Source organism: Rhizobium sp. BK650, assembly GCF_014195325.1.
Taxonomy (GTDB): Bacteria; Pseudomonadota; Alphaproteobacteria; order Rhizobiales; family Rhizobiaceae; genus Rhizobium.
The window spans coordinates 152,511-178,933 of the sequence record NZ_JACIBK010000007.1 but is presented as its reverse complement, the minus strand read 5'-3'; the positions used below and the strand labels follow the sequence as shown (position 1 = coordinate 178,933).

Sequence of the window (26,423 nt, the reverse complement as noted above, 5' to 3'; positions counted from 1 at the left end):
CTGTCACCAATCGGTGAGTAACAGTGGAATTTTCCGCCTTCAATCCTATCTAATTGAGAAGACTGTGGATATTGATAGTCCACTACTCTGCTGACGCTGGTGGGCGGCCCGGCGGCATTTCTTCACCCGGTACAACGCGTCCGAGAAATCTTGCCCATGCGGTTGATCGCGATGGACGAACCCGGCATAGCTGCATTATGAAAAGAGACGACAATTTCTGCTAAGGCCTTGCAATGGTGAATTATATCGAAGCTGCAACCGCGCCGCCGAAAAATACCGGCGCCATCAGGCTTTATGGTCCTGAAGCATTCGAGGGGATGCGCAATGCGTGCCAGCTGACGGCGCGCTGCCTTGATGCGCTTGCCGATGTCGTCGAGCCCGGCCTCGCGACCAGCGAAATCGATCGCTTCGTTTTCGAATTCGGCATGGATCATGGCGCCTATCCGGCGACGCTGAACTATCGGGGCTATACAAAGTCGACGTGTACCTCGATCAACCATGTGGTCTGCCACGGCATTCCCGATGACAAACCGCTGCGCGAGGGGGATATCGTCAATATCGATGTGACCTTCGTCGTCGACGGCTGGCATGGGGATTCGAGCCGGATGTATCCGGTCGGCCAGATCAAGCGTGCTGCCGAACGGCTGCTGGAAGTGACCTACGAATCGCTGATGCGCGGCATTGCTGCCGTCCACCCCGGCGCACGTACCGGCGCGATCGGCGAAGCGATCCAGACCTATGCGGAAGCCGAGCGCTGCTCTGTCGTGCGCGACTTCTGCGGCCATGGTGTCGGCCGCCTCTTCCACGATTCGCCGAATATCCTGCATTACGGCCGGGCTAATGAAGGGCCGGAAATGCGCGAAGGCATGATCTTCACCATCGAGCCGATGATCAATCTCGGACGCCCGCATGTGAAAGTGCTGGCGGATGGCTGGACGGCCGTAACGCGCGACCGCTCGCTCTCGGCACAGTACGAACACACGGTCGGTGTCACCGCCAACGGCTGCGAGATCTTCACCCTTTCGCCCGCCGGCCTCGACCGACCGGGCCTGCCGCCGCTCAACGGGTGACATCATCAATGGCGAGAGGTCCCGTTCCACAGACCGGCGACGAATTGCCTTTCGGCGTGGATGATGACGTTATCATCGACGAACGCACGTTTTTCGTACAGTCAGCCACTGGCAAAAAGAGCGCTCTGCCCGCGCAACCTGCGAAGGAAGAGCATTATCACGGCCACCGCGAGAGGTTGCGCGATCGCTTTCGCGAACAAGGCGATACGGCGCTTGCCGATTACGAAATTCTGGAACTTCTGCTTTTCCGACTGATCCCGCGCCGCGATACGAAACCGATTGCCAAGGCACTGATCGAGCGCTTCGGGTCGCTATCGGGCGTGTTCGGCGCACCGACGGCGCTGCTGCGGGAAGTAAAGGGCGTCGGGGAGGCAGTGGCGCTCGACCTGAAACTGATATCGGCAATTTCTCACCGTACATTGAAGAGTGAGCTCAGGAACAAGCAGGTGCTTCCCTCCTGGTCGTCGGTTATCCAATATTGCCACGCCGCCATGGCGCATGAGACGCGCGAGCAGTTTCGTATTCTCTTCCTCGACAAGCGCAACGTGCTGATTGCTGACGAGGTGCAGGGGCGTGGAACAGTCGATCACACACCCGTCTACCCACGCGAGGTAGTGAAGCGGGCGCTGGAACTTTCGGCAACGGCGTTGATTCTGGTGCACAATCATCCATCGGGTGACCCGACGCCGTCGCGCGCCGATATCGACATGACAAAGATGATCATCGAGGCAGCAAAGCCACTCGGCATTGCGATTCATGACCACATCATCATCGGCAAAGACGGACAGGCGAGCCTCAAAGGGCTGCGTCTGATCTGATTGGCATCCCGGCTACACTAACCGCTCTATCCGATGTGTTCGGGACCGGATTGCGATCCCCTGGCAAGGAGCGGTCATCCGTCAGAACAGAACGATGTCCTCGAACCTGGTCAGCGCATCGTCCCCAGACGAACCGAAGGCCTCCGTCGTGGCAACCCGCCGGCGGCCGCTCTGTGTGCGACCTCGGGCGGTCGCCAGCGGATCGAGGTCACGAAGCGGCTTGTCGTTGCCATAGGTGAACTGCAATCCGGCCAGATCTTCGATCGCAGAAATCGGTCGCTGGTAGGTAGCGTAGGCGCCAAAAGGTTCGACAGGCGCCACCTCAAGCCCGAATTGGTCGATCACCGCCTTCTGGCTCAGCACATAGGCCGTCGCGAAGAGCGTTCCTCCCTGTGCGATCGCCACGACCACCTTCCAGAATTCGAGCGGATAGGCAATGTCGCGATAGACGGGATCGCCGACTCCGAAGACAGGACCGGTAATCACCTGCGCACTGAACTGCCCCTGCTCGACCCGCTCCTCTAGAATGTAGCGCTCCAAGCCCTGCCAGAGATGAACAGCCGGATCGGGGCTCTTGTCCTGATTGAAGATCGAGTGCTGGGGCGTGCAGTTGGTCCAGGTGCAGGTGCCGTTCGCGCGGCGTACCGCCTCAATCGGATTGTCACCCCATTCCATGTCCTCGCGGCGCGTAAGGTGGCCGCGGTCAAACTTGTTGCTGCGATAGTAGCTGTTGTCGATCTGGTGGGCGCGGTCAATACGATCGTCATAGAGCCACTGGTCCGTGCGTCCGGTGATCCCGGGCCGCATGTTCCAGCTGACATTGGCGGCCGAGAAGATGGCGAAACGGCGCTCCTTGTTCATGACCACGCTGTAGCCGTCATAATTGAGGACGCCAGCAGCACGCTCAGCATCGCTGAACGTCTCGCCATAGGCGTTGCGCAACGGTGCGATCAGCTGGGTCTGGCTCACCTTCGGCAAATTCACCCTCAGATCGCCGGTACCCAGAAAATCCGGACGATATCCCTTGGCCTTAGCCCAATCGTCCTGAGGATTGACGGGAGCGTCGATCACGTTCTTTTTCACCTTGGCGGCAGCGCTTTCGCCTGACAGGAGCGCCGCCTCCGTGGCTCCGCCCTGAAGGAGGGAAACGGTGCCGTCGTCATCGACGAGCAGATTGAGCGTGAGATGCTTGGCCATGCTGGTCTCCCCGGGATCTGACTGATGCTGGTTCGGATGAAATTGTCTTGGCATGGCGACGGCGGCGGCAAGTGGGCCGCCACCGGAGGACGCAGATGCTGTAACCATTGCTGTCAATGGCGGCACTGTCGGCATGCCCGGCGCATCGGGGGCAAGCAGGTTGGGAAGCACCTGCCCCGCTGTAAAGCGCACCGGCAGGCGCACGTCGACGTCCTGCACTTCGGTAGCGACGATGGGGGCGACGAGGCGATGGGTGGCAATCTTCGGATCCGCGCGCAGCGTCTCGACGATACGAGAGGCCCGAATGCCTTCGTTGGCGATCCATTTGATGCGATCCTCGCCGTCGGTCGCCGGGTTATAATCCCGGGCATCGACCGTCTGCCATTTACCGTTGCGCGTTTCGGGCTGACCGGCGTGATGCAGCGCCACAACCAGCCAGTCGTTGTTGAAGACCGGCGATCCGGACGAGCCGCCGAGCGTATCGGTCGAGTACCAAAGTACATCCGTGTCGCGCTTGATCAGCTGGTTCTCACGGACGCAGATCTGTTTGCGCTCGCCCTCCGGGTGCTGGATTATGGTCAGCCATTCGCCCTCAAGCGCCTTGCCAGGCTGGCCGAGCAGCGGCAGCCATCCGAGTGCGGAACGGGAAAAGGCACCGCTGCGGTCGCGCTCGGACACTGCGACCAGGGTGAAATCGAGAGCTTCGGATGTATAGAACAGGACCTCAGGCTGCAACCTGAAGCGCCACGGCGTAAGGTCGTCGCCCATCGCCGACCGCTCGTAAAACGCTTCTGCCTCTGCATTGCGGGCTGTTTCCTGCCCCTCGATCACATGATGATTGGTAAGCAGCACGCCATCGCCGATGAGGAAACCGGTGCCGTAACCGATCGGGGCACCGCTCGGTCCGCGGAGCACGATGCGCAAGACGGCGCGCGCTGCGATGGCGCCGCGCACGAGATAGCTCGCGTCCTGCAGTTCGTTGCCGACGATGATGCGTTCATAGGCCTTCTCGGCATCGCCGGCGGAGCCATAGAGGGCATCGAGGAAATCACGGCGCTGGTGTTTCTCGTCGTCGCTGGCCACAGCATTGGGCGGAGCAGAACGAACCGAGGCCGCTAGAATGGCAAGATCACCGCCGAGATTGCGTGCGCGCCATTCCGCTTTGCGGACCGCCTCCTGCAGATTGCGCGACATGGCCGCCACTTGTTCCCCCCCAAGGAATGCCTTGTGAAAGTAGCTCTCAATCGTTGCAGATCTACGACGTATTATTCCCCCTCAACGTGTATGTCGACTCTCATTTTTGGCGACGACGGCAGATGAGGGAGCCTCGGCGGCCCAAGTCTGATATAAGAAATCCGGCTAAGGCTTGAAAAAGCCATTTTTTGCGTTCTCGAAGCTGAATAGCAGGCAATCGTACGGGACAAATAATGGGCTCTTCTCCGGGTCGTTTATACAGGCCGCCAACCCTCCGAGCGTTGATACGGCTGACGCTTCTGCTGCTTGTGGTGACGGGCGCCTATCTTGGATATCTGCAGCTCTCAACGAACGTACACGCTGTCGTCGAGGGCGAGGTCTACCGGTCCGCCCAGCCCTCTCCCGCAAAGCTCGGCGAACTCGTCAAGGAGTATGGCATCAAGTCTGTGCTGAACCTGCGTGGCGACGATACCGGTGCGGCTTGGTACGACAACGAGGTCGCGGCGGCGAAGGGCCTCAATGTCCAGCATATCGATTTCCGCATGTCGGCGACCAAGGAACTCTCCATCGACGAAGGTCGGCAGCTGATGGCGATCATGGCGGCAGCGCCGAAGCCGCTGCTCATCCATTGCAAAGCCGGCGCCGACCGGACGGGGCTCGCTTCCGCCATTTACGTCGCCGGCGTTGCCAAAGAGGGCGAGATGGCCGCAGAATCGCAGATTTCGCTGACCTACGGCCATCTGTCGCTGTTCTTTATCGGCGCCTATGCAATGGACGAGACCTTCGAAAGACTTGAGCCACTATTTGGCTTTTCGAACTCGTAAAACTTCATCGGAATACAAACTGTAACATTGACCGGCTACCGATGAACGCGCGACATTTCGCGTCGCAATATGATTCCAATTCCAGCTCGGGGCTAAAGGATGTTCCAGTACGATCTCGTGGTAGTGGGCAGCGGCCCGGCAGGGCGCCGCGGCGCAATCCAGGCTGCAAAGCTCGGCAAGAAAGTGCTGGTTATCGAGGCAGGAAAACGCGTCGGCGGTGTGTCCGTCCATACCGGCACGATCCCTTCGAAGACGCTGCGCGAAACCGCACTCAATCTTTCCGGCTGGCGTGAACGTGGCTTCTACGGACGCAGCTACCGCGTGAAGCAGGAAATCAGCGCCGAAGACCTGCGCCGCCGCCTGCTGATAACGCTCAATCATGAAGTCGAAGTGCTGGAGCATCAGTTCGCCCGGAACCGCGTCCAGCACATCCGAGGCAAGGCAAGTTTCGTCGATGCCAATACGCTGCAAGTGATCAAGGATGACGGCGAGACGATGACGGTAACCGGCGTCAGCATTCTTCTTGCTGTCGGTACCAAGCCCTTCCGGCCGGATTACATGCCCTTCGACAACAAGACCGTGCTCGACAGCGACGAGTTGCTCGATATCGAAGAACTGCCCCGCACGATGGTGGTCATCGGCGCCGGCGTCATCGGCATCGAATATGCAACGATCTTTTCCGCACTCGATACGGCCGTGACCGTGATCGATCCGAAGTCGACCATGCTCGACTTCATCGACAAGGAAATCGTCGAGGATTTCACCTATCAGCTGCGCGACCGCAACATGAAGCTGCTGCTTGGCACAAAGGCCGAGAAGGTCGAACGGCTTGATAGCGGCAAGGTGCAGTTGACGCTCGACAATGGCCGCCATTTAGTGACCGACATGGTGCTCTTCGCCGCCGGCCGAATGGGCGCCACCGATATGCTGAACTTGCAGGCAGTCGGCATCGAACCCGACAGCCGAGGCCGACTGAAGGTCAATCCCGAAACCTTCCAGACCTCCGTTCCCAATATCTATGCCGCCGGCGACGTCGTCGGCTTCCCGAGCCTTGCCTCGACCTCGATGGAACAGGGCCGCATTGCCGCGCGCGTCGCAATCGGCGCTGTCGCCAAAGAGCCGCAGAAATACTTCCCCTACGGCATCTATGCCGTGCCAGAAATTTCGACCTGCGGACTGACGGAAGAGGAAATGAAGGAGCGCGGCATTCCCTATGAATGCGGTATTGCCCGTTTTCGCGAAACCTCGCGCGGTCACATCATGGGCCTGGATACCGGTCTCCTGAAACTGATCTTCTCGCTGAAGACACGCCGCCTTCTCGGCGTGCACATCGTCGGCGAAGGTGCAACCGAGCTCGTCCACATCGGCCAGGCCGTGCTTAACCTCAAGGGTACCGTCGAATATTTCGTCGAGAATACGTTCAACTATCCGACGCTTGCCGAAGCCTACAAGATAGCCGGCCTCGATGCATGGAACCGCATGGGCGACATAAAGTCGGAACTCTGAGTAAGAGAGGGGATTGCCCCCTCTCCTTTCGGCTTTCAAACACTTAGTTGTTGATATTGAATGCTTATGTGAAAGCAACAAGTCCCTCGGCGTGTTGCCGGCGGTTGAGTACCCCCTGCGTCAACTACCTATATCCTATGTCAAAAGATATTGGTAAGCTCCGGCCGGGCTGCATCCGGTTTCGTTCTATTGCGTTTTCCTTATCGCCTTCCCAAGTAGGGTGCACGCTTTCAACAGCATGAGATCGATGTCTTAGACCGGTCTGCAGTGCCCCGGTACGCAGACCATAACGAAAGATGGATATTTGTCCGATATTTCAGCGGCTGCTCGCAAGCGGTTTCAGCTCATCCTGATAAAACCATCGCACTATGACGATGACGGCTATGTGATCCGCTGGTGGCGGGCGATGATTCCCTCCAATTCACTGGCAGCCATCTACGGGATTGCCGCCGATTGTGCCGAGCGGCAAATCCTCGGCGCCGATACTGCGATCGACATCACCGTTATCGACGAGACCAATACTCGCATCGATTTTGCAGCGCTGCTCTCGCAGTTCAAGCGCCATGGTGACTTCGGGATGGTCGCCCTCGTCGGCGTTCAGTCCAACCAGTACCCCCGCGCGCTCGATATTGCCCGCCCGTTCCGAGATGCCGGATTGCCCGTCTCGATGGGTGGTTTTCATATCTCGGGCTGCCTGTCGATGCTCGACGGCGACGCGATCGGCCTCGAGGAATGCCGCAAGATGGGCGTTTCGATGTTTGCCGGTGAAGCCGAGGGACGGCTGGAACTGGTGCTGCGCGATGCGGCCGCCGGTGAATTGAAACCGCTCTATAATTTCATGAACGATCTTCCGGGGATAGGCGGCACGCCGGTGCCCTTCTTGCCGAAGGACAATATTCAGCGCACGCTCGGCCTCAGCACGAGTTTCGACGCAGGCCGCGGTTGTCCCTATCAGTGCTCATTCTGCACGATCATCAATGTGCAGGGCCGCAAATCCCGCTTCCGCTCAGCCGACGATGTCGAGAAGCTGGTGCGCATGAACTGGGCACAAGGCATCCATAAATTCTTCATCACCGACGATAATTTCGCCCGGAACAAGGATTGGGAAGCGATCTTCGACCGGCTGATCGAGCTCCGGGAAAAGGACGGTATTCCGCTCGGCCTGATGATCCAGGTCGATACGCTTTGCCACAAAATCCCGAATTTCATTGAAAAATCGAAACGAGCCGGCGTCACGCGTGTGTTCATCGGCCTCGAAAACGTCAATCCGGACAATCTGACCGCTGCCAAGAAGAACCAGAACAAGATCACCGAGTACCGCAAGATGCTGCTGGCCTGGAAAGCGCAGGGCATCATGACGCTGGCCGGTTACATTCTCGGTTTCCCGTCCGACACACCGGAATCGATCCGCCGCGATATCAAGATCATTCAGGAAGAGCTGCCGCTCGACGTCATCGAGTTCTTCGTTCTGACGCCCCTTCCCGGCTCCGAGGACCATCAGGTTCTCTGGAGGAAGGGGGTCGAGATGGATGCCGATCTCAATATCTACGACGTCGAACATGTCTGCACCGCGCATCCGAAGATGAGCAAGCATGAATGGGAGAGTATCTACCAAGAGGCCTGGTCGCTCTACTATTCGCCTGAGCATATGAAGACACTGCTGCGCCGCGGCGCGGCAACCGGCATCAAGCTGAGCAGTCTCGTCAAGGTTCTGGTCTCGTTTGCGACCACCGTGCCGCTTGAAAACGTTCATCCGTTGCAGAGCGGCCTTCTGCGCCTGAAGCATCCCTCGGAGCGGCGCCCTGGCCTGAAGAGCGAGCATCCGCTGCTGTTCTGGCCACGTTTTGCCTTCGACACCATTCGCAAGCACATCTCGCTTGTCGGCACGATCATCAATCTCAGCGTTTCGGCCTTCTTGATTGCGCGCAAAGCCGATGCCAAGTCCTACATGGACAAGGCCCTGACGCCGGTTGGTGACGATGATGAGGATGTTCTCGACCTCTTCACCAAGACCGCCGGCGGTACTGCTGCCGTCAGCCATATCAAGAAAGTTGCCGAACTGACTCACGCCCGCAAAGCCATCTGACCGGCAGATCGCCGGTCTGATTTCAAAGGGTCAACAAAAAAGCCCTGTCGCGAGCGACAGGGCTTTTTATTCAATCCTGAAGGCCGATTATTCGGCGCTGTCTTCGGAAGCCTTCTTCTTCGGAGCGGCCTTCTTCTTCGGTGCAGCTTCTTCGCCTTCAGCGGCGTCTGCTGAAGCTTCGGTCTTGGCAGCAGGCTTCTTCTTCGGAGCAGCCTTCTTGGTGCCGGCCTTTTCGGAAGACTCGCCTTCCTCGTCGGCGAGCAGTTCCTCCTTCGTTACCTTCTTGTCGGTGACGTCGATTTCGGTCAGCAGGTGATCGATGACCTTTTCTTCGAAGATCGGAGCGCGGATCGAAGCGGCGGCACCCGGCTGGCTGCGGAAGAACTCGAGGATCTGCTTTTCTTGGCCCGGGTACTGGCGCAGTTGCTCATAAATCGCGCGCTGCATTTCGTCCTCGGACACTTCGACGCCGGCCTTTTCGCCGATTTCGGAGAGAACGAGGCCGAGGCGAACGCGGCGCTCGGCGAGCTTCTGGTATTCTTCGCGTGCCTGTTCTTCGGTCGTGTCTTCATCTTCGAAGGTCTTGCCGGACTGGGCGAGGTCGTTGCTGACCTGGTTCCAGATGCCGTTATATTCGGCTTCGACGAGCTTGGACGGGGTATCGAACTTGTACATCTCGTCGAGCTGGTCGAGGATCTGGCGCTTCAGCTTCTGGCGCGTCAGCGAACCGTATTGGGATTCGATCTGACCGCGGACGATTTCCTTCAGACGATCGGCAGATTCGAGGCCGAGCTTCTTGGCAAGTTCGTCGTTGATCTCGACGTTAGTCGGAGCGGCAACTTCCTTGACGGTGACGTCGAAGGTGGCTTCCTTGCCGGCGAGGTTCTTCGCCGGATAGTCGGCTGGGAAGGTCACGGTGATGGTCTTCTCGTCGCCGGCCTTGACGCCGACGAGCTGGTCTTCGAAGCCCGGGATGAAACGGCCGGAACCGAGAACCAGTTCAGCGTCCTGATCGGTGCCGCCGTCGAAGGCAACGCCGTCAACCTTGCCGACATAGTCCATCTTGACGCGGTCGCCGTTGGCAGCCTTGCCCTTCTTCTCGGCGTAGTCGCGGGCGCTTTCAGCGACCTTCAGAACCTGCTCGTTGACTTCGTCGTCGGAGATATCGACGACTTCGCGCGTGACCTTGATGCCCTTGTTGGACTTCAGTTCGATCGGCGGGAGAACTTCGTAGGACAGCGTGAATTCGAAATCCTGCTGGGCGGCGAGGATCTTTTCCGCCTCGTCCTTGTCTTCCGTCATGTTGATTTCCGGCTGCGTAGCAGACTTTTCGCCACGGCTGGACAGGATCTGGGTCGGCTGGTCGCGAACGATCTCGTTGACGAGATCGGCCATGATGGACTTGCCATAGACCTTCTTGAGGTGAGCGGGCGGAACCTTGCCTGGACGGAAGCCGTTGATGCGAACCTTGTCCTTTACGTCGGCAAGGCGTTCGTTCAGCTTGCTTTCCATGTCTTTGGCCGGGATAACGACCTTGATTTCGCGCTTCAGCCCTTCAGCGAGCGTTTCGATAACCTGCATGTCTTCCTACCTTCATTTCCGTGGCGGCCGTGCCCAGACGCCGTTCGTTTCCGTGAGCACGACGCCGGCCAACTGCCGCGCGTGGCTTTTTCTCAATTCCTCTTCGTTCCGTCCGAGACGGAACCGCACTCGCTTCCGGGTATCAGGGACAACTAAGTTCCAGTCCTCCCGCCCTGCAAGGCAGTCTGGTGCGGGTAGAGAGACTTGAACTCCCACGCCTTGCGGCACCAGAACCTAAATCTGGCGTGTCTACCAATTTCACCATACCCGCGTTCCCAAAACCGCATGCATATGCCTGCGCATGAGGCCTTCCGGAGCGCGGCGTCTCTATATCACCCGATTTAGAACAGGCAAAGGAAAAATGAACGGTAAATGACAGGGATTTGCGGGCCAAAGCGGGGCCCTCCCATCACCTGCCTTGCCTCTCAGTAGAGCGGTTCCTCATAGGCCGGCTTGCCGTCCACCATCAGGCTGCGGATCTGCGCGGCACCTGAGGGTGAAACCTTGACGGCGATCGAAACGGTACCATCATTGCGGGCCTCCTCCAGCGGCTTGCCCTCGCCCTCCGGGACATAATAGCGCTCGATTCCGTATTCGACGCGTATGGTTTCACCGTTGTTGGGACCGTAGCTGTAGAAAGGCAGGCTGCGCAGAACGACCGTATCCGCAACCGCCGGCAATTCCTCGAACGACGATTCGACAATACTCCAGAAGCCGTCTGGCTGGCGTTTGAGGCGAACCCAAAGGGTCTGCTCGCCGGCCTCCGCCGGAATGCCGCCTGTCACTGTCGAAACCGGCACAGAAGATATGTCGTAGTTCAGCACCACATAATCGCCGCGCAGGAAATCGCGCGGATCGACCGGCGCCGTCTTGAGCTGCACCTCGGTACCATTTGCCAAAATCGACGCGCGGCTCTGGATGCTGTAACCAAGGATAAGTGTCTGCAAGCCGGCGACGATGATCGCGGCGACAATATAAAAGCGACCACCTTGCGGTCTTGCCAACGCAACACTCATGCGCGTTCCTCCACGCGGCCCGCTGCAAAGCGTTTTTCAAGGCGTATGACGACCCAGGCGACGGCCGCGACCACAAGGCCCGAGCATAGGAAGAGGCTGGACGTGCCAAGGATCGTGCCGACCGTCACTGAGGCCAGATAGAGCATCTCGCCGGCAAAGGCGCCGTATGCCAGGTAGCGGACCGCCCCATTGTTTCGGCCATGCACGACGATCGCCACCACAGCGGCAGCAAGCGTCAGCAGACCGATCACGACCATACGACCGCCCTCGTCCATTTCAGCATGCAGCAGTAACAATCCCATGATGGCGACAAGAAAGCTATAGAACGCCGGCGCAGCACCCGCCGTTCGCACCAGTGTTGAAATCGGGCGGAGGGGCAAGGCGGTCAGCAGGAAGGCCATCATGCCGAGAGCCGCGAAAGTGATCGCAACGGAAACCTCGTCAGTCGCCACATAAAGCCAGGCGAGCCAGCCGACTACCAGCAGATAAGCGAGATGGCGCGCCCTGTCGGCGCCGGTATAGCGTACAAGCCCGATCACGACGGCGGCCATCACCAGCGGCGCATAGGGGCCAAAACCATACCAGCGCGTATCGTAATTCTGGAGATAGACTGCAAAGGAGGCCCATGAGAGGAAGCCGGCGACAACCGTCACCGCAGCCGAGCGGAACAGGATCGCTGAAACGGTCGCCACGGCAAACCAGAGATACATGACCGTCTGTTCGTCGCCCGAAAGATGATACATTTGGCCGATAAGGGAAATGGCGCCGCCGAAGCTCAACGTACCGATAATGAGCAGACCGTTGGCAGTGGCGAGCGCACCGCGCATAAGAAGAAGTGCAGCACCGACATGGACTGACCAGATCAGCGCCAGCATAAGGGCGACGCGGACAAGGCGTGGAATGTACTCCCAGTTTGAAGCGACAAGCAGCAAGACGGCAGCGCCGAGCAGCACGGCTGATAGCCCCATCAGCACGCGCCCGAGGCTGAAACTTGCAGGACGCGCATCATATTCGGCCAGCAGCGTCTCCGCCGTGTTTTCCTGCAGAAGCCCTTTCTCCACCCAGAACAAGAGGTCCCGCTCCAACCTGCCGCGATACATGCCCAACCCCGCAACGATCCACCGTCTTCGGCTCACGCATTTATAGCGCATGATTGGCGATCGGAAACGCCGGCTTTTGAAATATGCAGATTCCTCACCGGTCTAAATTGGACCAGCCATTAACCAAACGCTAACCGCGCCATTGCTAATATATGATCATTGCAGGTTAGGCATGCATGAATCGCATAGCCCTCATGATTATATTGCACTGCAAAACAATCAAAAGTCATACTATTTACCTGCATATCGAAGCACGGGGATGGCGTCCCGGGCGGTTTTCCGGATGCCCGCGGATGATATATCCGTGACGAGATTCGCAGAAGCGCACTCCTCCTCCCAGCGCCCTGCGATAGACTGGCAACACTCCTCCTCCCAGTTGCCAGTCACCATCATGACGCCCACCGGATCCTCCCCCGGTGGGCGTTTTGCTTAATGGACGGTTAAACGTTTAGCACCCTGCCTTTCGGGGCTTTCGCGGACATGAAGGTGAAACAATTGTTAAGCCGCATCATGGTGCCGCAGTACAACTTTGGAGCCTGCGCGAGCTATCGTTCGTCGATGCGCGCTAGGAAAGGCGCTTATTGAAGAAAAGGCCGAACGCGAGCGTGGCGGTCGGCCAAAGATCCATCTATCAAACGACGAGGCTGCGAAAAATCATTCTGCCTATTCATTGACCAGAAAATGGCTGAAAGGTGCAAATACAGGCCAGAGCTTTGCGAATCATGCATAGGTGACTTGAAATCTTGGCTCTGTTCGTTTTTCGCGCCGCAACATATATTCCAGTCATCAAATAGAAGTCAGCGCCGAAAGGTTGGCTGCTGGCAGGATCAAACCCTAAGAAAGGGGACTAACATGAACTTCACTCGCTCTTTCAATAACTGGCGCAAGTATCGTCAGACCGTTACTGAACTCGGCCGTATGACCAACCGCGAATTGCATGACCTGGGCATTGATCGCTCGGACATTCATCGCGTTGCTCGCGAAGCTGCCGCTCGCTAAGTCCAGGTAATCGCTGCTCCTCCCAAGCAGATTGCCTTCCCAAAACGCCTGCTGCCCTTGCAGCGGGCGTTTTCTTTTTGCCGCGGCGGCAGACTGCCGCAAAGGTTGCGAAAGCGTTAATGGTTGGCCCGCTTAAAAATCGCGCGCCGCCTAATTCTCAGGCATCAGATTGCACATTTGCATAGCAGACGCCTTTTATTTGCACTGCACAATCCGAGGCTCCTCAATTATATACATATCAATCGCAGAGACGGCGATCCTGCCGCCTGCACAAGATATCTGAGGAAGAGACCATGAACCCGATCCGCATTGCAAAGAGCTGGATTAGCTACCGCCGCACGCTCACCGAACTCGGCAGCCTGTCGAATCAGACGCTCGCCGATATCGGCGTCAGCCGTTACGACATCCGCAACATCGCATCCCGCTCGTTCCGCTAATATAGCGAGCGAAAAAAATTCCAGGACGGCGCCATCGGGCGCCGTTTTCGTTTTTAAGCTTTGCTTGCGTCCTCATCGGAACCCTACCGCCTTCCGGCAGTTCTCCTTCACGAAAGGAGACCAGCATGGCTAACGAACTCAATGCCGGTTTTACCGGTCGTCCCTCCAATGGGCCCGAAGGCATCCGGAAGGCTGCGTCGAATACCGCCTCTGCGGTCAAACGCGAGGTGCAGGCCGTTGCGACGGGTGCTGCCGATCATCCCCATACGGCAAGCTCCCTCGTTGTCGGCATCGGCATGCTCGCTTTCAGCATCGGCTATCTGCTCGGCCGCCAATCTGTCGAGACGAACCGTTTCTGGAGGTGACATCATGGTCAAAACTGTTTTCGAAAGCGCAACTGACGATGCACGGGCGGAAGACAGCCCGATTGCGGATGCGCGTCGGCGCGAAATAGCGGATGAAGCCGCCCGAGGTCTGGAAGCCGCCCGAGGTTTGAACGCAAGGCGCAACGGAGCTCCAACTACAAAAGGTGAGATCGACACCTTCAACGAACATTCGGAAGAGACGGCTCCGGACGATCTTCCGAATCTTGCAGCACAGCGCGAGGCGGCGCGAGAACACAGCGATTCCTATGTCGTTGACGCCGATCTGGAAGATGCGGATCAGCGCGAAGCGTCCCCGGGAACACGCGAACAGAGCTGATCACATTGCGGCGTCGGCAGGCACCGTTTCTGATTATGCGGTTGGATCGTATTCCCCGGCATGGTATCAGCCGCCAATGACCCAGAGTTCTTCCTATTTTCCTATTCACGTCATTGGCGGCGGACTTGCCGGCTCGGAAGCCGCATGGCAGATCGCCAATGCCGGCGTGCCCGTCATCCTGCATGAAATGCGCGGCGTACGCGGCACGGATGCGCACAAGACAGACGGACTTGCCGAGCTCGTTTGCTCCAACTCCTTCCGTTCCGACGACGCGACCAGCAATGCCGTCGGTGTGATCCATGCGGAAATGCGTATGGCAGGCTCGTTGATCATGGCGTCCGCCGACAAGCATCAGGTCCCTGCCGGCGGCGCCCTTGCCGTTGACCGCGATGGTTTCTCCGACGCAGTGACGAAAGCTATCCACGACCATCCGCTGATCACGGTCGTCCGTGAGGAGATTTCCGGCCTGCCGCCGAAAGAATGGGATCAGGCGATCATCGCCACCGGACCGCTGACCGCGCCGTCGCTGGCGAGCGCCATCCAGGCCGAAACCGGTGAAGATTCCCTCGCCTTCTTCGATGCCATTGCCCCGATCGTCTATCGCGACAGCATCGACATGAATGTCTGCTGGTATCAGTCGCGCTACGACAAGGTCGGTCCCGGCGGCACGGGCAAAGACTATATCAACTGCCCGATGACCGAAGAGCAGTACAATCGTTTCGTCGATGCGTTGATCGCCGGCGATACGGTCGGCTTCAAGGAATGGGAAGGCACGCCCTATTTCGACGGCTGCCTGCCGATCGAAGTCATGGCCGAGCGTGGGCGCGAAACGCTGCGCCACGGGCCGATGAAGCCGATGGGCCTCACGAACGCGCATAACCCTGCCGTGAAGGCCTACGCCGTCGTGCAACTCCGCCAGGACAATGCACTCGGCACGCTCTACAACATGGTCGGTTTTCAAACGAAGTTGAAATATGGAGCGCAAGCGGAGATCTTCCGCTTGATCCCAGGTCTGGAGAATGCCGAATTTGCCCGGCTCGGCGGCCTGCACCGCAACACCTATATAAATTCGCCTACCCTGCTCGATCCATCCCTGATGCTGAAGTCGCGACCGGGCCTGCGCTTTGCCGGTCAGATCACCGGCTGCGAAGGTTATGTGGAAAGCGCAAGCGTGGGTTTGCTGGCCGGTCGTTTTGCTGCCGCTGAGCGCAAGGGCGAGACGATTTCACTTCCGCCCGCAACGACGGCGCTCGGCTCGCTGCTCGGCCACATCACCGGCGGCCATCTCGTCACCGACGAGGAACCAGGCAAGCGCTCGTTCCAGCCGATGAACATCAATTTCGGCCTGTTTCCGGAATTGCAGCCGGGTTCGATCGTCAGGCCAGAAGGCGTCAAGCGCTTCCGCGGCAAGGACAAGACGATCATGAAGCGGCAGCTGATTGCCAAGCGGGCGCTTGCAGATTGCGGCGCGTGGCTGGGTCAGGAAGTCGCCTTCGCCGCAAGTGCCTGAGATCAATGGCCCTTCGCAGCGGAGGTGTCCGGCGCAGGCAATTGCTTATCCGGCTCGGCAATATAGTTGCCGAGCAGCCACAGCGACACTTCGGACGCTTCCTTCGCAGAAGCAAACTCGTAAGTGCCATTGTGATGGGGCGCGTTGACGAAATCGATACTCAGTCCCCTGCCCGTTTCAGAAGCAGCAACCCGTACCGTTCCCGGCTCGATCAGATGGCAGGAGAAGTGGCGCGACATGTTGCGCATGAAGCCTGCCTTGTTGTCGTGCAGACGCACGAAGACAGCCTGGCCGTCAACGGTCGCCTGAAGCTGGCGGATTGCTTCATTGGGAAATGCGCGGCCGAACTCGATAATGGCAAGGCCCGTGTCGTGCAGGCCATCTTCCTTGTTCTGGGCAGCCATGCGCGTCGCCACGAAAGCGAAGAAGATGACGATGGCGAAAAGAACGCACCAGACGATAATGCCCACGCGGATTCTCCGTTTAAAATGAGATCATGCCTGACATAACGCGCGAGGCTTGCGCGAGTTTGACTGTTGTCAGATTTTCTTGCGGATGCCGGCAAATGCCATACGCATCTGACGGCGCCATTGCGGCTCCTGCAGCGATGCCTCAAGAGCGGCTGCACCGCGCTTCTGCGCCTTCACTAGCACCGGTTCCGCAAGCGTAACCGGGAGGAAGGCAAACAGCACCGATGGAGGTAGCGCAGATGCCCTCGCCTTTGCGAGGTGATCCCGGCCGAGCCCGGCAAAGGCTTCGATGGCTGCTGAAATACGCGGCTTATCGGAACCGGCCAGGAAGGCTTCCCGATCGAGGCCTGTCGCCGAGAGGATTTCGAGCGGGATGTAGACTTGGCCGCGACGTCGATGGAGCGGCATCAGAAGAAGCATACCGGAAATGGCCTGCGCTACGCCGGCGTGGCCCGCAACGGTAGCAGATTTCATCGCCTCTTCCGGGGAAAGGATAAGGCCTGCCAGCTGGATGAGTGCCGAGGCTGTTTCGCCCGCATAACCTTCCAACGACGTGCGGCTTTCCATCGGATCGTCATAGAGATCGAAGATCCGCGCCTCGATCATGTTGACGAGCGTCTGGCGCGGAAGCCGGTAAATCTCGACGGCCGAAAGAAGGGCTGCCGCGAGCGGGTTGGCCTCGGTCGAGCCATGCGCATTGCCCTCCAGAAGGTCGCGCCAGTACTGCATGCGGATTTCGCCTGGCAGCGGCTCGTGCACGAGATCGCGGATGCGCGCGATCTCGGCATTGAAGGCATACAGTGCGGCAAGCGCGCCGCGTTTGTCCTCCGGCGACAACAGGCACGCAAGATAGCGGTCGCGATCAGTGTCTCGCAGCATCGCCAGGCTGATGTCCTGGTTCGTCTTTGCATCGGTCATCTTCAGACCGCGATCAGGGCGGCTGCGACGGCGCGCTGTTCAGAGAGCATGATGTTGAACGTGCGCACGGCAGCACCGGTGCTCATCGGATCGGAAGAGATACCGCGCGCTTTCAAAGCAGCGCGCAATTCTGGGGGCAAGCGGCGAAGCTCCGTGCCGGTGCCGACGAGCAGCACTTCGATTTCAGTGGCTTCATCAAGCACACGTCGGAAACTTTCAACCGACAGCAATTTCGTCGCGTCCATGTCCCAACTGTGAATGCCGGAGGGCAGGCACAGGATAGAGCCTCGATGCGACATATCCGCAAAGCGAAAGCCGCCATTGCCATAGGTGTCGATCGGAGCGCGGCCCGGGAAATGGGCGTCGCGGATTTCAATGCCTTTTGCCATATATCTATACCGCCGGCTTGCCGGATTTCATGCTGATATCGCCCTCGTTCTCATCGTTCGTATTCCGACGAAGCCGGAAGATGATGAGAACAGGCGCTGCTATATAGATGGAGGAGAATGTTCCGAGCGCAACGCCGAAGAGCATGGTGAATGTGAAGGAGCGGATGACGGCGCCGCCGAAGATGTAAAGCGCAAGCAGCGCGAGCAGTGTCGTGGCGGCCGTCAGAATGGTGCGTGAAAGCGTCTGGTTGATCGCGGCATCGATCAGGATCGGCAGCGGCATCTTCCTGTAGCGCTTCAGGTTCTCACGCATTCGATCATAGACGACGACTGTGTCGTTCAGAGAATATCCGACGACGGTCAGAAGAGCTGCGACGCTTGTCAGATTGAATTCCATGCCCATCAGTACGAGGAGGCCGAGCATGATAATGACGTCGTGCAGTGTCGCGACAATCGCCCCGACCGCAAACTGCCATTCGAAGCGGATCCAGATATAGACAAGGATGGCAAACAGCGAGGCCAGGATGCCGATCGTTGCCAGCATCGTCAGCTCGCCAGAGACAGCTGGGCCGACAACTTCCACGCGGAGGAAATCGTAATCTTCGGCCAGTTCGCCGCGAATGAACGTCGCTACCGATTGCTCGGCATTTTCGCCGCCATCCTGCGAGCCGACGCGGATAAGGGCGTTGGCGGCATCGCCGATGCGCTCGACGCGCACCGTTCCAAGATTCAATTCGTTCAGGCGGGCGCTGAGACCGGCAATGTCGGCATTGCCCTGCTTCGCCTTGACCTCAATCACCGAACCGCCGGTGAAGTCGATGCCGAGTTGCAGCCCCACCGTTGCGAAGGCGAGCATGGCGGCAATGGAAAGCACGGCCGATACCGTGAAGACATAACGGCGAATGCCCATGAACCGGATATTGGCATGTTCGAACAGACTGGTGAACGCGCTTTTAGGCAGGTGGCGCGGATGGCGCTTTGCCAGCCAGGTGGCGACGAAGCTGCGCGTCAGCGTGAAGGCAGTCAGGATCGTCGTCAGAATGCCGACGGCCAGCGTCACGGCAAAGCCGCGGATGGATTCGCTACCGACGAAAAACAGAATGACAGCGGCAATGAAGATCGTGACATTGGCATCGACAATGGTGGCGAAGGCGCGTGAAAAGCCGCGCTCTACAGCCTGAGCGAAGGTCGTATGCGGCACCCTCTCCTCTTCGCGGATGCGCTCATAGATCAGCACGTTGGAATCCACCGCCATGCCGACGATCAGGACGAGACCAGCAATGCCTGGAAGCGTCAGTATCGCGCCGGCAACGCTGAGAACTGCGACGATCAGCATCAGATTGAAGGCGAGCGACACGACGGCGATGATGCCCAGCATGCGGTAGAGCGCGATCATCAGCGCCGCGACCAGCACGACAGCGACAATGCCGGCAATAAGACCGGAAAAAACCGATTCGGAGCCGAAGACCGGACTAATGGTCCGTTCTTCCACTGATGTCAGTGTCGCCGGCAGCGCGCCGGCTCGCAGCATCACGGCCAGATCTTGAACGCCCTCCTCGGAGAAGTTCGCCGATATCTTACCGCTTCCATCCGTGATCGGCGCTTCGATGACCGGGTTTGCCATGACCTGATCGTCGAAGACGATGGCAAGGTGTTTTCCGATATTGGCCGCGGTCACCTGTGCCAGGCGTTTCGTTGCCTCGGCATTCAACCGGTAGACGATCGCGCTGTCTTGAGTCTGCGGATCGGTCTTCGTATCGACCTCGGCAAAATCCCCACCTGTAGCAATCACCGTGCGATCGACCAGATAAGGGACCGGCGGATCGTCCAGCGAATAGAGCACCTGCGACGTCGCAGGCCAGCGGCCGGCAAGCGCCTGCTGGCCGGTCATGCTTTCATCGATCAGGTGGAAGGAAAGTGCGGCCGGCTCATTCAGCAGGTTTTTCAATCGCTCGGCGTCGACGGCCCCCAACACCTGAACGACGATACGGTCGTTCCCGTCGGGACGAACGGTGAAGTTCTCCCTGCCAAAACCGGCAATACGGCGGGCAACCACATCCAGCGAGCGGGTCTGTGCAGCAACCGTATCGGCACCGATCGCCTTGTCGGATATCTGCAACGTCAATAGGCCGTCATCGCTCTGCTGGAGCGAGACATTTGCCGATGTCAGCGGTTTCAAAAGATCGGCTGCGGCCGGGAGCTGAGCCGCGTCGGAAACCTTAACCATGACCGTCTGCCCATTGCCGGTCAGACCCGTATAACGGATGCCGGCACCTCGGAGCTTGTCCCGGACGCTGGCAACCGTTGCCTCGAGCCGGTCCTTGACAATATCGGAACGTTCGAGGCGCAGTACGATATGCGAGCCACCCTGCAGATCGAGACCGAGGGTGATGCGGTCGTAGCGGAGCCAGCCTGGCAGGGAGGAAAGCTGTGCCGGGCTCAGAAGATTGGGCGCAGCGACGACGATAGCGGCAATCGCGGCCAGCCAGATCAGAAGTGTTTTCAAGCGGGAAAAATGGTGCATTCTCTCGACTATCTTCCGATCCGGCGGGGATTGCTATCGCATATTATGCGGCGTCGGCTTTGACCGGCTCGCCCTTTACGCGGACTTCGGAAATACCGGTACGGACGATGCGCACACGCACGCCTTCGGCGATTTCTACTTCCACTTCCTTTTCGTCGACGACCTTCGTGACCTTGCCGACGAGACCGCCACCGGTGACGATCTGGTCGCCGCGACGGATCGCCTTCAGGGTTTCCTCACGCTTCTTCGCCTGCGCACGCTGCGGACGGATGAGCAGGAAATACCAGACCACCATCAGCGGCACGAATAGGATGATCATTTCGAAACCTGAGCCGCCGAAAGCGCTCGTGGCGTCGGTTGCGCTCTGGGCAAATGCCGGGGTGATAAACATGCTAAGCTCCTCAGGCTGTGGGCGGCGGACTCCCGCCTCTCTTTTCAAGTCGCCGGACTATAGTTGCAGCCTTGATGAATGCAACAAAAACAGCCGGAAACCGTACCAATTCCGCTGCCTCATAACCTTTCCGCTGTGGAAAGGCCATGCTACCTCGCATCAAAAAATGAAAGCGGATTATCGCTGCAATCTATGAAGGAGGCACCCGATGGCCGAGGAAATCAATAGCGTTCTGCTTCAGGAGCTGAAGAGGCTTGCAGATGCGGTCGAACGGCTGGCCGGACCCGCGCCTGCGACCAACGACTGGAATGCCGCAGACTGTTTCGTCTGGTCCCCTGCCCGCCAATATCTGCAGCCCGTCAAGCGACCCAACCGCGTGGCACTGAAACTCATCCGCGGCGTCGATCATGTGCGCGATATACTGCATGAGAATACCGTGCGTTTTGCCGAGGGCTTTGCGGCCAACAACGTCCTTCTCTGGGGCGCGCGCGGCATGGGCAAATCCTCTCTCGTCAAGGCCGTGCACGAAGACGTTCGCCGTGAAAGCGGCGTGTCGCTGAAGCTCATCGAGGTGCATCGCGAGGATATTGCCAGCCTGCCGACGCTTCTCGATCTGCTCAAGGATACGCCGCACCGGGTCATCGTTTTCTGCGACGACCTCTCCTTCGATCACGACGATACCGCGTATAAGTCCCTCAAAGCGGCGCTCGACGGCGGCGTCGAAGGCCGTCCGGACAATGTGCTTTTCTATGCCACGTCCAACCGGCGCCACCTGCTGCCGCGGCACATGATGGAGAACGAGCAGTCAACGGCGATCAATCCGTCCGAAGCCGTCGAGGAGAAGGTCTCGCTCTCCGATCGCTTCGGGCTGTGGCTCGGCTTCCACAAATGCAGCCAGGAAGATTATCTGACGATGGTCGACGGTTATGCCGACCACTTCGAGCTCAACCTCGAGCGCGAAAAAATGCATGCCGAGGCACTGGAATGGGCGACGACACGCGGCGCCCGCTCCGGCCGCGTCGCCTGGCAATATATCCAGGATCTGGCTGGTCGCCTGCGCATCCACCTCGATCGCGCGTGAAGAATCTCCTAGATTTACGCAACACGTTTTGAAACTACAAAAGCCCGGCTGCTGACCGGGCTTTTGCAACTTCCTGAGACGCTCTACCTGCTCAGAAAATCTCGCTGTTCGAGAAATATCCCTACTCAAGGAATGTCATAGGGTTGACCGGGGACGCATCCTTGCGGACCTCGAAGTGGACCTGCGGTTGCTTGACGTTGCCGCTCATGCCCGACACGGCAACCGTCTGGCCGCGCTGGATCTTCTGGCCTCGGGTAACGCTCAGCGTATCGGCATTGCCGTAGACGGTGACCGTGCCGTCGTCGTGACGGACGAGAACGGTGTTGCCGAGCTCTTTCAAGCCATTTCCAGCATAGATAACGACGCCGTTTTCAGCAGCCTTGATCGGCGTGCCCTGCGGAACCGAGATGTCGATACCGTCGTTGCGGCTGCCGTTGACGTTGGCGCCATAGGCGGCGATCACTTGGCCGCGAACCGGCCAGCGATATTTGCCGATGCCGGTGGCTTCCGGAGCGGCAGCGCTGACATCGGACTTCTTCTCGACATCATCGACCGTCTGTGTCGCGGCAGGAGCCTTGTAAGGCGCCGGCTGTACGGAGGCCGTCTGAACCGGAGCGGCGGCCGGCTGAGCGGGCTTCGCCTGCTCTACCTTCTGCGCCGGAATGGAAGCGGTCTTGATCGCGTCGGCAGATGCCGCGCCGTTCGGGATCTTCAGTTCCTGGCCAATGCGGATCGAGCTTGCCGACAGATTGTTCGCAGCCTTGATATCGTCAATATTGACGCCTGTCGCCTTGGCGATCTTGGCAAGCGAGTCACCCTGCTTGACCGTATAGGTACCGACAGCGCCATTCGGGTTCTTGCCGCCGCCCGCAGGAGCCTTGCCTGTCGGATCTGCGCTTGCGACGGTCTTGTCGCGGGCAGAGTTCGCGCCAGGAACGACGGCGACCTTCTGCTCCTGGCCCTTCGTCGGCTGCGGCAGATTGCCGGGCTTGGAAAGATCGGCGGACTGGGATGCGGCCTTGGCAGCGTTGTTGCCGCCGTTGAAGGTCGGGATGAGGATCGCCTGGCCAGGTTGGGCCGCGGAGGCCGTCTTCAGATTGTTGACTCGCAGGATTTCCTTTTCCGGAACGCCATAACGGCGGGAAAGGACAGCGATGTTTTCACCGGGACGCAGCGTGACCGAGGGGGCGTTGGTTGCGGACCAGCCGGAAACCTTCGGCGTCGTACCCGTCGTCAGCGTATCGGGAGCAACTCTCGGTGCATTTGCGCCCGCCGGGGCGATACGATCGGGTTTCGGAGCGGCGGGGAACGGCTGGGCAAGAGCGACCTCCCGTTCCCGCTGACGCGGAGAAACAGACCCTGCGCTCGGCGGCGCGAGTTCGGTGCGCTGAACGGAAACCGGTGCAGCTGCCATGCGTGCGTTGGAGCTGGATGTCGCAACCGGACTGTAGCTCGGACGCCCCGGATAAGGCTGGTTAACGCCATTATTTTGAGCATAAGAGGGCTGCATGGCCGAACCCCCAAGATCGGCGCGCGGCACCGGGTCGCCCTGAGGCCCGTTGAAGCTCCTGCGCGGGATCGAATTCGTCGTTATCTGATCCTGCCCGGAGGAGGAAAACAGACTGCCGAAACGTGTTACATCGGAGCTGCAGCCCGTCGCTGCACTCGCCAGCAAGGCGACGACCAGAAAATTGCCGGCCGTTTTTCCGAACTTCGGCGAAAGACTGAAACGCATGACTCGACCCACTTAGAACGCAACCATTTGTGAATCTATTAAAGCGCGTTAGTGTTACCATGCGGTTAAGGCGCTGGAATCAGTGCTATATTTTTGAGAACTTGATAACCATAAGTTTGCGGGCAAAAAATCATAACCCGCCGGGTATCACGGCCCGCCGGTTTAAAGCTGGGAAGCGAGCCTGGGAACGATCGGCAGATAGGGAGCAGCGAAGAGCTCTTCTCGCTCAAAGCGGCTGCCCGTCTTTGTCAGCCGCACCATGCGACATTCATCTTCGGAGATCATCAGCGGCGCAATCATGGACCCGCCGGACACCAGTTGATCGGCATAGAAGCGGGGCATGGAATTGAAGGCGGCCGTAACCAGGATGCGGTCGAACGTGCCCTCTCCCTGCATTCCGTTGCTGCCGTCGGCCTGGCGGATAATGACGCTGCGCAGGCTGAGCGCCTCCATCCGGCGCTGGGCCGAGAGCGTCAGCGTCTTGTAGCGATCGACCGTCAGCACACGCTCTGCTATGCGACCGATAACGGCCGCGGTGAAGCCGCTGCCTGTGCCGATTTCGAGCACACGCTGGCCGGGGCGGACCTTCAGATGATGCAGGAGACGGACGGCGAAATCGACGCCTTCCAGAAAGGAGCCGCATTCGATGGGGATCGTGCGGCTGGAATAGGCGTTCTCGACAAATTGCGGGGGCACGAAAAGCGAGCGCGGCGTCTGCTCGACAGCTGTCAGCAGATCGATGTCGGAAATGCCCTCTGCGCGCAACCTCAAGACCAGCGCTGCGAAGCCTTCCTTCTCGGCCAATTTTGCCGTCAACCCTTTACTCCGTGTCCGAGGGCCCGTGCTATGCGGTCCGTCACGGAATAATCGGTCAGATCCAGTTTCAAAGGTGTTACCGAAATCCTGTTATGCCTGAGGGCGTGAATATCGCTCCCTTCGGTAAAGGCACCGGCGCGTTCGCCGAATTTCAGCCAGTAATAGGGAAAGCCGCGGCCGTCCGTGCGCGCATCGACCTGCAGATTGAAGGCAAGCTTGCCCTGCGCCGTCACTTCCACGCCCTCGACTTCATCAGGGCGGCAATTCGGGAAGTTGAGGTTCAGGAACGTGCTTTCCGGCATATCGACTGCCATCAGCTTTTCGAGCAGCGCCGGCGCGTGTGCCTCGCAAACCTCCCAGGGCAGGATGCGGGCACCGTTATCATAGATATAGGCCTGACTGAGCGCGAAGGAGCGAACGCCCTGCATCGTGCCTTCGATCGCGCCTGCAACCGTACCGGAATAGGTTACGTCGTCGGCAACGTTGGAGCCGGAATTGACGCCCGACAGGACAAGGTCCGGCTTAATATCGAGCACCTGCTTGATACCCATGATGACGCAATCGGTTGGCGTCCCGCGCAACGCATAGTGCTTGTCGGATATCTTCCGGAGCCGCAGCGGCTCCGAAAGGCTGAGCGAATGAGCAAGGCCGCTCTGGTCCGTCTCGGGGGCGACGATCCAGACATCGTCGGACAGCGCTCTCGCTATCCGCTCAAGCGCACCCAGGCCTTCGGCATGGATACCGTCGTCATTCGTCAGCAGGATGCGCATTGGCTCAGACCGCCCGTTCGATCTTGGTCAAACCGCCCATATAGGGCAGCAAAACGTCCGGAATCGTGACGGAACCATCCTCGTTCAGATAATTTTCGAGAACCGCGATTAGGCAGCGGCCGACCGCCGTGCCGGAGCCGTTCAGCGTGTGAACGAATTTCGTCGCTTTATCGTCTTTGCCACGATAGCGGGCGTTCATACGCCGCGCCTGGAAATCGCCGCAAACCGAGCAGGACGAGATTTCACGGAACGTGTTCTGTCCCGGCAGCCAGACTTCGAGGTCGTAGGTCTTGCGCGAACCGAAACCCATATCGCCGGTGCAGAGCGTCATGGTGCGGAAATGCAGTCCGAGGCGCTTCAGCACTTCTTCAGCACAGGCAGTCATGCGCTCATGCTCGGCAATCGAGCTTTCGGCATCCGTGATCGAGACCAGCTCGCACTTCCAGAACTGATGCTGGCGCAGCATGCCGCGCGTGTCGCGGCCGGCCGAACCCGCTTCCGAGCGGAAGGACGGGGTCAAGGCGGTGAAGCGCAGCGGCAGCTTTTCCTGGTCGAGGATTTCCTCGCGCACTAGATTGGTCAGCGTCACCTCAGCCGTCGGGATGAGATAGCGACCGTCCGTCGTCTTGAACAGATCCTCTTCGAACTTCGGCAGGCTGCCGGTGCCGAACACGGCTTCGGCGCGCACCATCAGCGGCGAGCTGACTTCGGTATAGCCGTGCTCGCTTGTGTGAAGGTCGATCATGAACTGGCCGAGCGCCCGTTCAAGTCTCGCGAGCGGCCCGGTCAGAACCGTGAAGCGCGAACCGGAGAGCTTGGCAGCACGGTCGAAATCCATATAGCCGAGCGCCTCGCCGATTTCGAAATGCTCCTTCGGCGTGTGGTTCCAACGCGGCTTTTCGCCGACGATGCGGGTGACGACATTGTCGTGTTCGTCCTTGCCGACAGGTACGTCGTCAAACGGTACGTTCGGAATACGCGAGAGCTGATCGTTGAGTTCGGCAGAAAACACACGCTCTTCCTCTTCGGCAGCCGGCAGCGTTTCCTTGATCTCGGCGACCTCGGCCTTCAGCTTGTCGGCAAGCTCAGCATTCTTCTGCGCCATGGCAGCACCGATCTCCTTGGAGGCGGCGTTGCGGCGGGAGAGCAGGTCCTGCGCCTTCTGCACGGCGGAGCGGCGCTTCTCGTCAAGGGCGATGAGAGATTGCGACAGAGGTTCCGCGCCGCGCTTGGCAAGGGCGGCATCGAGAGCCTCGGGATTCTCACGGATCCATTTGATATCGAGCATC

Annotated in this window: 24 protein-coding genes and 1 tRNA gene; 11 read left to right on the top strand and 14 right to left on the bottom strand. The window is 59.1% G+C overall.

The features are described 5' to 3' along the window. Positions 1 to 233 precede the first annotated feature (233 nt). Together map and radC are read left to right on the top strand one after the other, a co-directional pair. A complete protein-coding gene (map, locus tag FHX15_RS18405) occupies positions 234 to 1,070 on the top strand; it encodes a type I methionyl aminopeptidase (RefSeq protein WP_184399616.1) in 837 nt (278 codons plus the stop codon). Between the two features lie 8 nt (positions 1,071 to 1,078). Then, a complete protein-coding gene (gene radC / locus FHX15_RS18400) occupies positions 1,079 to 1,888 on the top strand; it encodes a RadC family protein (protein ID WP_184399614.1) in 810 nt (269 codons plus the stop codon). 81 nt (positions 1,889 to 1,969) lie between these two features. Here the strand turns inward: radC and FHX15_RS18395 are convergent, their stop codons facing one another. Then, positions 1,970 to 4,279, bottom strand: coding sequence for a DNA/RNA non-specific endonuclease (locus FHX15_RS18395; RefSeq protein WP_184399612.1), 2,310 nt, complete (start codon positions 4,277 to 4,279; stop codon positions 1,970 to 1,972). Positions 4,280 to 4,560: 281 nt separating this feature from the next. On the opposite strand from FHX15_RS18395, the gene FHX15_RS18390 reads away from it, so the two are divergent. The 3 genes from FHX15_RS18390 to FHX15_RS18380 all read left to right on the top strand — a co-directional run bounded on the left by FHX15_RS18390 (position 4,561) and on the right by FHX15_RS18380 (position 8,695). Continuing rightward, positions 4,561 to 5,103 (top strand): dual specificity protein phosphatase family protein, encoded by a 543-nt coding sequence (locus FHX15_RS18390; protein WP_246778990.1) that lies wholly within the window; start codon positions 4,561 to 4,563, stop codon positions 5,101 to 5,103. Positions 5,104 to 5,202: 99 nt separating this feature from the next. Then, positions 5,203 to 6,609: a Si-specific NAD(P)(+) transhydrogenase gene (gene sthA, locus FHX15_RS18385; RefSeq protein WP_184399608.1), complete on the top strand. Its 1,407-nt coding sequence runs from the start codon at positions 5,203 to 5,205 to the stop codon at positions 6,607 to 6,609. A 406-nt stretch (positions 6,610 to 7,015) separates the two neighbouring features. After that, complete coding sequence (locus FHX15_RS18380) at positions 7,016 to 8,695, top strand: B12-binding domain-containing radical SAM protein (RefSeq protein WP_409527021.1); 1,680 nt, start codon at positions 7,016 to 7,018, stop codon at positions 8,693 to 8,695. Between the two features lie 87 nt (positions 8,696 to 8,782). Here FHX15_RS18380 and tig read toward each other — a convergent pair whose 3' ends face one another. The 4 genes from tig to FHX15_RS18360 all read right to left on the bottom strand — a co-directional run bounded on the left by tig (position 8,783) and on the right by FHX15_RS18360 (position 12,392). Beyond that, positions 8,783 to 10,276, bottom strand: a complete 1,494-nt coding sequence (tig, locus tag FHX15_RS18375) for a trigger factor (RefSeq protein ID WP_184399604.1) — start codon at positions 10,274 to 10,276, stop codon at positions 8,783 to 8,785. A 186-nt stretch (positions 10,277 to 10,462) separates the two neighbouring features. Continuing rightward, positions 10,463 to 10,547 (bottom strand) — tRNA-Leu (locus tag FHX15_RS18370). Between the two features lie 154 nt (positions 10,548 to 10,701). Continuing rightward, a complete protein-coding gene (locus FHX15_RS18365; protein WP_184399602.1) occupies positions 10,702 to 11,292 on the bottom strand; it encodes a GDYXXLXY domain-containing protein in 591 nt (196 codons plus the stop codon). Beyond that, the gene (locus FHX15_RS18360; protein WP_184399600.1) at positions 11,289 to 12,392 is read right to left on the bottom strand and encodes a DUF2157 domain-containing protein; all 1,104 of its coding nucleotides are present in this window, start codon (positions 12,390 to 12,392) and stop codon (positions 11,289 to 11,291) included. Before FHX15_RS18360 ends, FHX15_RS18365 begins: the two co-directional genes overlap by 4 nt. Before the next feature lie 852 nt (positions 12,393 to 13,244). On the opposite strand from FHX15_RS18360, the gene FHX15_RS18355 reads away from it, so the two are divergent. From FHX15_RS18355 to trmFO, 5 genes are all read left to right on the top strand, one after another. Further along, entirely contained in the window at positions 13,245 to 13,391 is a 147-nt protein-coding gene (locus FHX15_RS18355) for a DUF1127 domain-containing protein (protein WP_132651329.1), read from the top strand. Between the two features lie 293 nt (positions 13,392 to 13,684). Continuing rightward, entirely contained in the window at positions 13,685 to 13,828 is a 144-nt protein-coding gene (locus FHX15_RS31790) for a DUF1127 domain-containing protein (RefSeq protein WP_184399599.1), read from the top strand. Between the two features lie 125 nt (positions 13,829 to 13,953). Beyond that, the gene (locus FHX15_RS18345) at positions 13,954 to 14,193 is read left to right on the top strand and encodes a hypothetical protein (RefSeq protein WP_184399597.1); all 240 of its coding nucleotides are present in this window, start codon (positions 13,954 to 13,956) and stop codon (positions 14,191 to 14,193) included. 4 nt (positions 14,194 to 14,197) lie between these two features. After that, entirely contained in the window at positions 14,198 to 14,530 is a 333-nt protein-coding gene (locus tag FHX15_RS18340; RefSeq protein WP_184399595.1) for a hypothetical protein, read from the top strand. A 76-nt stretch (positions 14,531 to 14,606) separates the two neighbouring features. After that, a complete protein-coding gene (trmFO, locus tag FHX15_RS18335) occupies positions 14,607 to 16,040 on the top strand; it encodes a methylenetetrahydrofolate--tRNA-(uracil(54)-C(5))-methyltransferase (FADH(2)-oxidizing) TrmFO (protein ID WP_184399593.1) in 1,434 nt (477 codons plus the stop codon). A gap of 2 nt (positions 16,041 to 16,042) precedes the next feature. Here trmFO and FHX15_RS18330 read toward each other — a convergent pair whose 3' ends face one another. The 5 genes from FHX15_RS18330 to yajC form a co-directional block, all read right to left on the bottom strand. Beyond that, positions 16,043 to 16,510 (bottom strand): hypothetical protein, encoded by a 468-nt coding sequence (locus FHX15_RS18330; RefSeq protein ID WP_184399591.1) that lies wholly within the window; start codon positions 16,508 to 16,510, stop codon positions 16,043 to 16,045. 69 nt (positions 16,511 to 16,579) lie between these two features. Further along, positions 16,580 to 17,428 carry a phytoene/squalene synthase family protein gene (locus FHX15_RS18325; RefSeq protein ID WP_184399589.1) on the bottom strand — a complete coding sequence of 283 codons (849 nt, stop codon included), beginning with the start codon at positions 17,426 to 17,428 and terminating at the stop codon, positions 16,580 to 16,582. Between the two features lie 2 nt (positions 17,429 to 17,430). Continuing rightward, entirely contained in the window at positions 17,431 to 17,817 is a 387-nt protein-coding gene (locus FHX15_RS18320) for an Mth938-like domain-containing protein (RefSeq protein WP_184399587.1), read from the bottom strand. Between the two features lie 4 nt (positions 17,818 to 17,821). Next, on the bottom strand, positions 17,822 to 20,341 hold the full coding sequence (gene secDF, locus FHX15_RS18315) for a protein translocase subunit SecDF (protein ID WP_184399586.1): 2,520 nt from the start codon (positions 20,339 to 20,341) through the stop codon (positions 17,822 to 17,824). A gap of 43 nt (positions 20,342 to 20,384) precedes the next feature. Then, on the bottom strand, positions 20,385 to 20,732 hold the full coding sequence (yajC, locus tag FHX15_RS18310) for a preprotein translocase subunit YajC (protein WP_184399584.1): 348 nt from the start codon (positions 20,730 to 20,732) through the stop codon (positions 20,385 to 20,387). Between the two features lie 208 nt (positions 20,733 to 20,940). Here yajC and FHX15_RS18305 point away from each other — a divergent pair, with 208 nt between their 5' ends. Further along, positions 20,941 to 21,813, top strand: coding sequence for an ATP-binding protein (locus tag FHX15_RS18305; RefSeq protein WP_184399582.1), 873 nt, complete (start codon positions 20,941 to 20,943; stop codon positions 21,811 to 21,813). A 121-nt stretch (positions 21,814 to 21,934) separates the two neighbouring features. Here the strand turns inward: FHX15_RS18305 and FHX15_RS18300 are convergent, their stop codons facing one another. The 4 genes from FHX15_RS18300 to serS all read right to left on the bottom strand — a co-directional run bounded on the left by FHX15_RS18300 (position 21,935) and on the right by serS (position 26,422). Then, positions 21,935 to 23,548, bottom strand: coding sequence for a peptidoglycan DD-metalloendopeptidase family protein (locus tag FHX15_RS18300; RefSeq protein ID WP_184399580.1), 1,614 nt, complete (start codon positions 23,546 to 23,548; stop codon positions 21,935 to 21,937). A gap of 162 nt (positions 23,549 to 23,710) precedes the next feature. Then, on the bottom strand, positions 23,711 to 24,364 hold the full coding sequence (locus tag FHX15_RS18295) for a protein-L-isoaspartate(D-aspartate) O-methyltransferase (protein ID WP_184399578.1): 654 nt from the start codon (positions 24,362 to 24,364) through the stop codon (positions 23,711 to 23,713). Next, entirely contained in the window at positions 24,361 to 25,134 is a 774-nt protein-coding gene (gene surE, locus FHX15_RS18290; RefSeq protein WP_184399576.1) for a 5'/3'-nucleotidase SurE, read from the bottom strand. Before surE ends, FHX15_RS18295 begins: the two co-directional genes overlap by 4 nt. A 4-nt stretch (positions 25,135 to 25,138) precedes the next feature. Continuing rightward, entirely contained in the window at positions 25,139 to 26,422 is a 1,284-nt protein-coding gene (gene serS, locus FHX15_RS18285) for a serine--tRNA ligase (RefSeq protein ID WP_184399574.1), read from the bottom strand. Between the last annotated feature and the right edge of the window lies 1 nt (position 26,423).

Coding starts and splice junctions, on each gene's coding strand:
- map (WP_184399616.1), top strand. CDS start 234: ATGGTGAATTATATCGAAGCTGCAACCGCGCCGCCGAAAAATACCGGC.
- radC (WP_184399614.1), top strand. CDS start 1,079: ATGGCGAGAGGTCCCGTTCCACAGACCGGCGACGAATTGCCTTTCGGC.
- FHX15_RS18395 (WP_184399612.1), bottom strand. CDS start 4,279: ATGTCGCGCAATCTGCAGGAGGCGGTCCGCAAAGCGGAATGGCGCGCA.
- sthA (WP_184399608.1), top strand. CDS start 5,203: ATGTTCCAGTACGATCTCGTGGTAGTGGGCAGCGGCCCGGCAGGGCGC.
- FHX15_RS18380 (WP_409527021.1), top strand. CDS start 7,016: ATGATTCCCTCCAATTCACTGGCAGCCATCTACGGGATTGCCGCCGAT.
- tig (WP_184399604.1), bottom strand. CDS start 10,276: ATGCAGGTTATCGAAACGCTCGCTGAAGGGCTGAAGCGCGAAATCAAG.
- FHX15_RS18365 (WP_184399602.1), bottom strand. CDS start 11,292: ATGAGTGTTGCGTTGGCAAGACCGCAAGGTGGTCGCTTTTATATTGTC.
- FHX15_RS18360 (WP_184399600.1), bottom strand. CDS start 12,392: ATGTATCGCGGCAGGTTGGAGCGGGACCTCTTGTTCTGGGTGGAGAAA.
- FHX15_RS18355 (WP_132651329.1), top strand. CDS start 13,245: ATGAACTTCACTCGCTCTTTCAATAACTGGCGCAAGTATCGTCAGACC.
- FHX15_RS31790 (WP_184399599.1), top strand. CDS start 13,685: ATGAACCCGATCCGCATTGCAAAGAGCTGGATTAGCTACCGCCGCACG.
- FHX15_RS18345 (WP_184399597.1), top strand. CDS start 13,954: ATGGCTAACGAACTCAATGCCGGTTTTACCGGTCGTCCCTCCAATGGG.
- FHX15_RS18340 (WP_184399595.1), top strand. CDS start 14,198: ATGGTCAAAACTGTTTTCGAAAGCGCAACTGACGATGCACGGGCGGAA.
- trmFO (WP_184399593.1), top strand. CDS start 14,607: ATGACCCAGAGTTCTTCCTATTTTCCTATTCACGTCATTGGCGGCGGA.
- FHX15_RS18325 (WP_184399589.1), bottom strand. CDS start 17,428: ATGACCGATGCAAAGACGAACCAGGACATCAGCCTGGCGATGCTGCGA.
- FHX15_RS18320 (WP_184399587.1), bottom strand. CDS start 17,817: ATGGCAAAAGGCATTGAAATCCGCGACGCCCATTTCCCGGGCCGCGCT.
- secDF (WP_184399586.1), bottom strand. CDS start 20,341: ATGCACCATTTTTCCCGCTTGAAAACACTTCTGATCTGGCTGGCCGCG.
- yajC (WP_184399584.1), bottom strand. CDS start 20,732: ATGTTTATCACCCCGGCATTTGCCCAGAGCGCAACCGACGCCACGAGC.
- FHX15_RS18305 (WP_184399582.1), top strand. CDS start 20,941: ATGGCCGAGGAAATCAATAGCGTTCTGCTTCAGGAGCTGAAGAGGCTT.
- FHX15_RS18300 (WP_184399580.1), bottom strand. CDS start 23,548: ATGCGTTTCAGTCTTTCGCCGAAGTTCGGAAAAACGGCCGGCAATTTT.
- surE (WP_184399576.1), bottom strand. CDS start 25,134: ATGCGCATCCTGCTGACGAATGACGACGGTATCCATGCCGAAGGCCTG.
- serS (WP_184399574.1), bottom strand. CDS start 26,422: ATGCTCGATATCAAATGGATCCGTGAGAATCCCGAGGCTCTCGATGCC.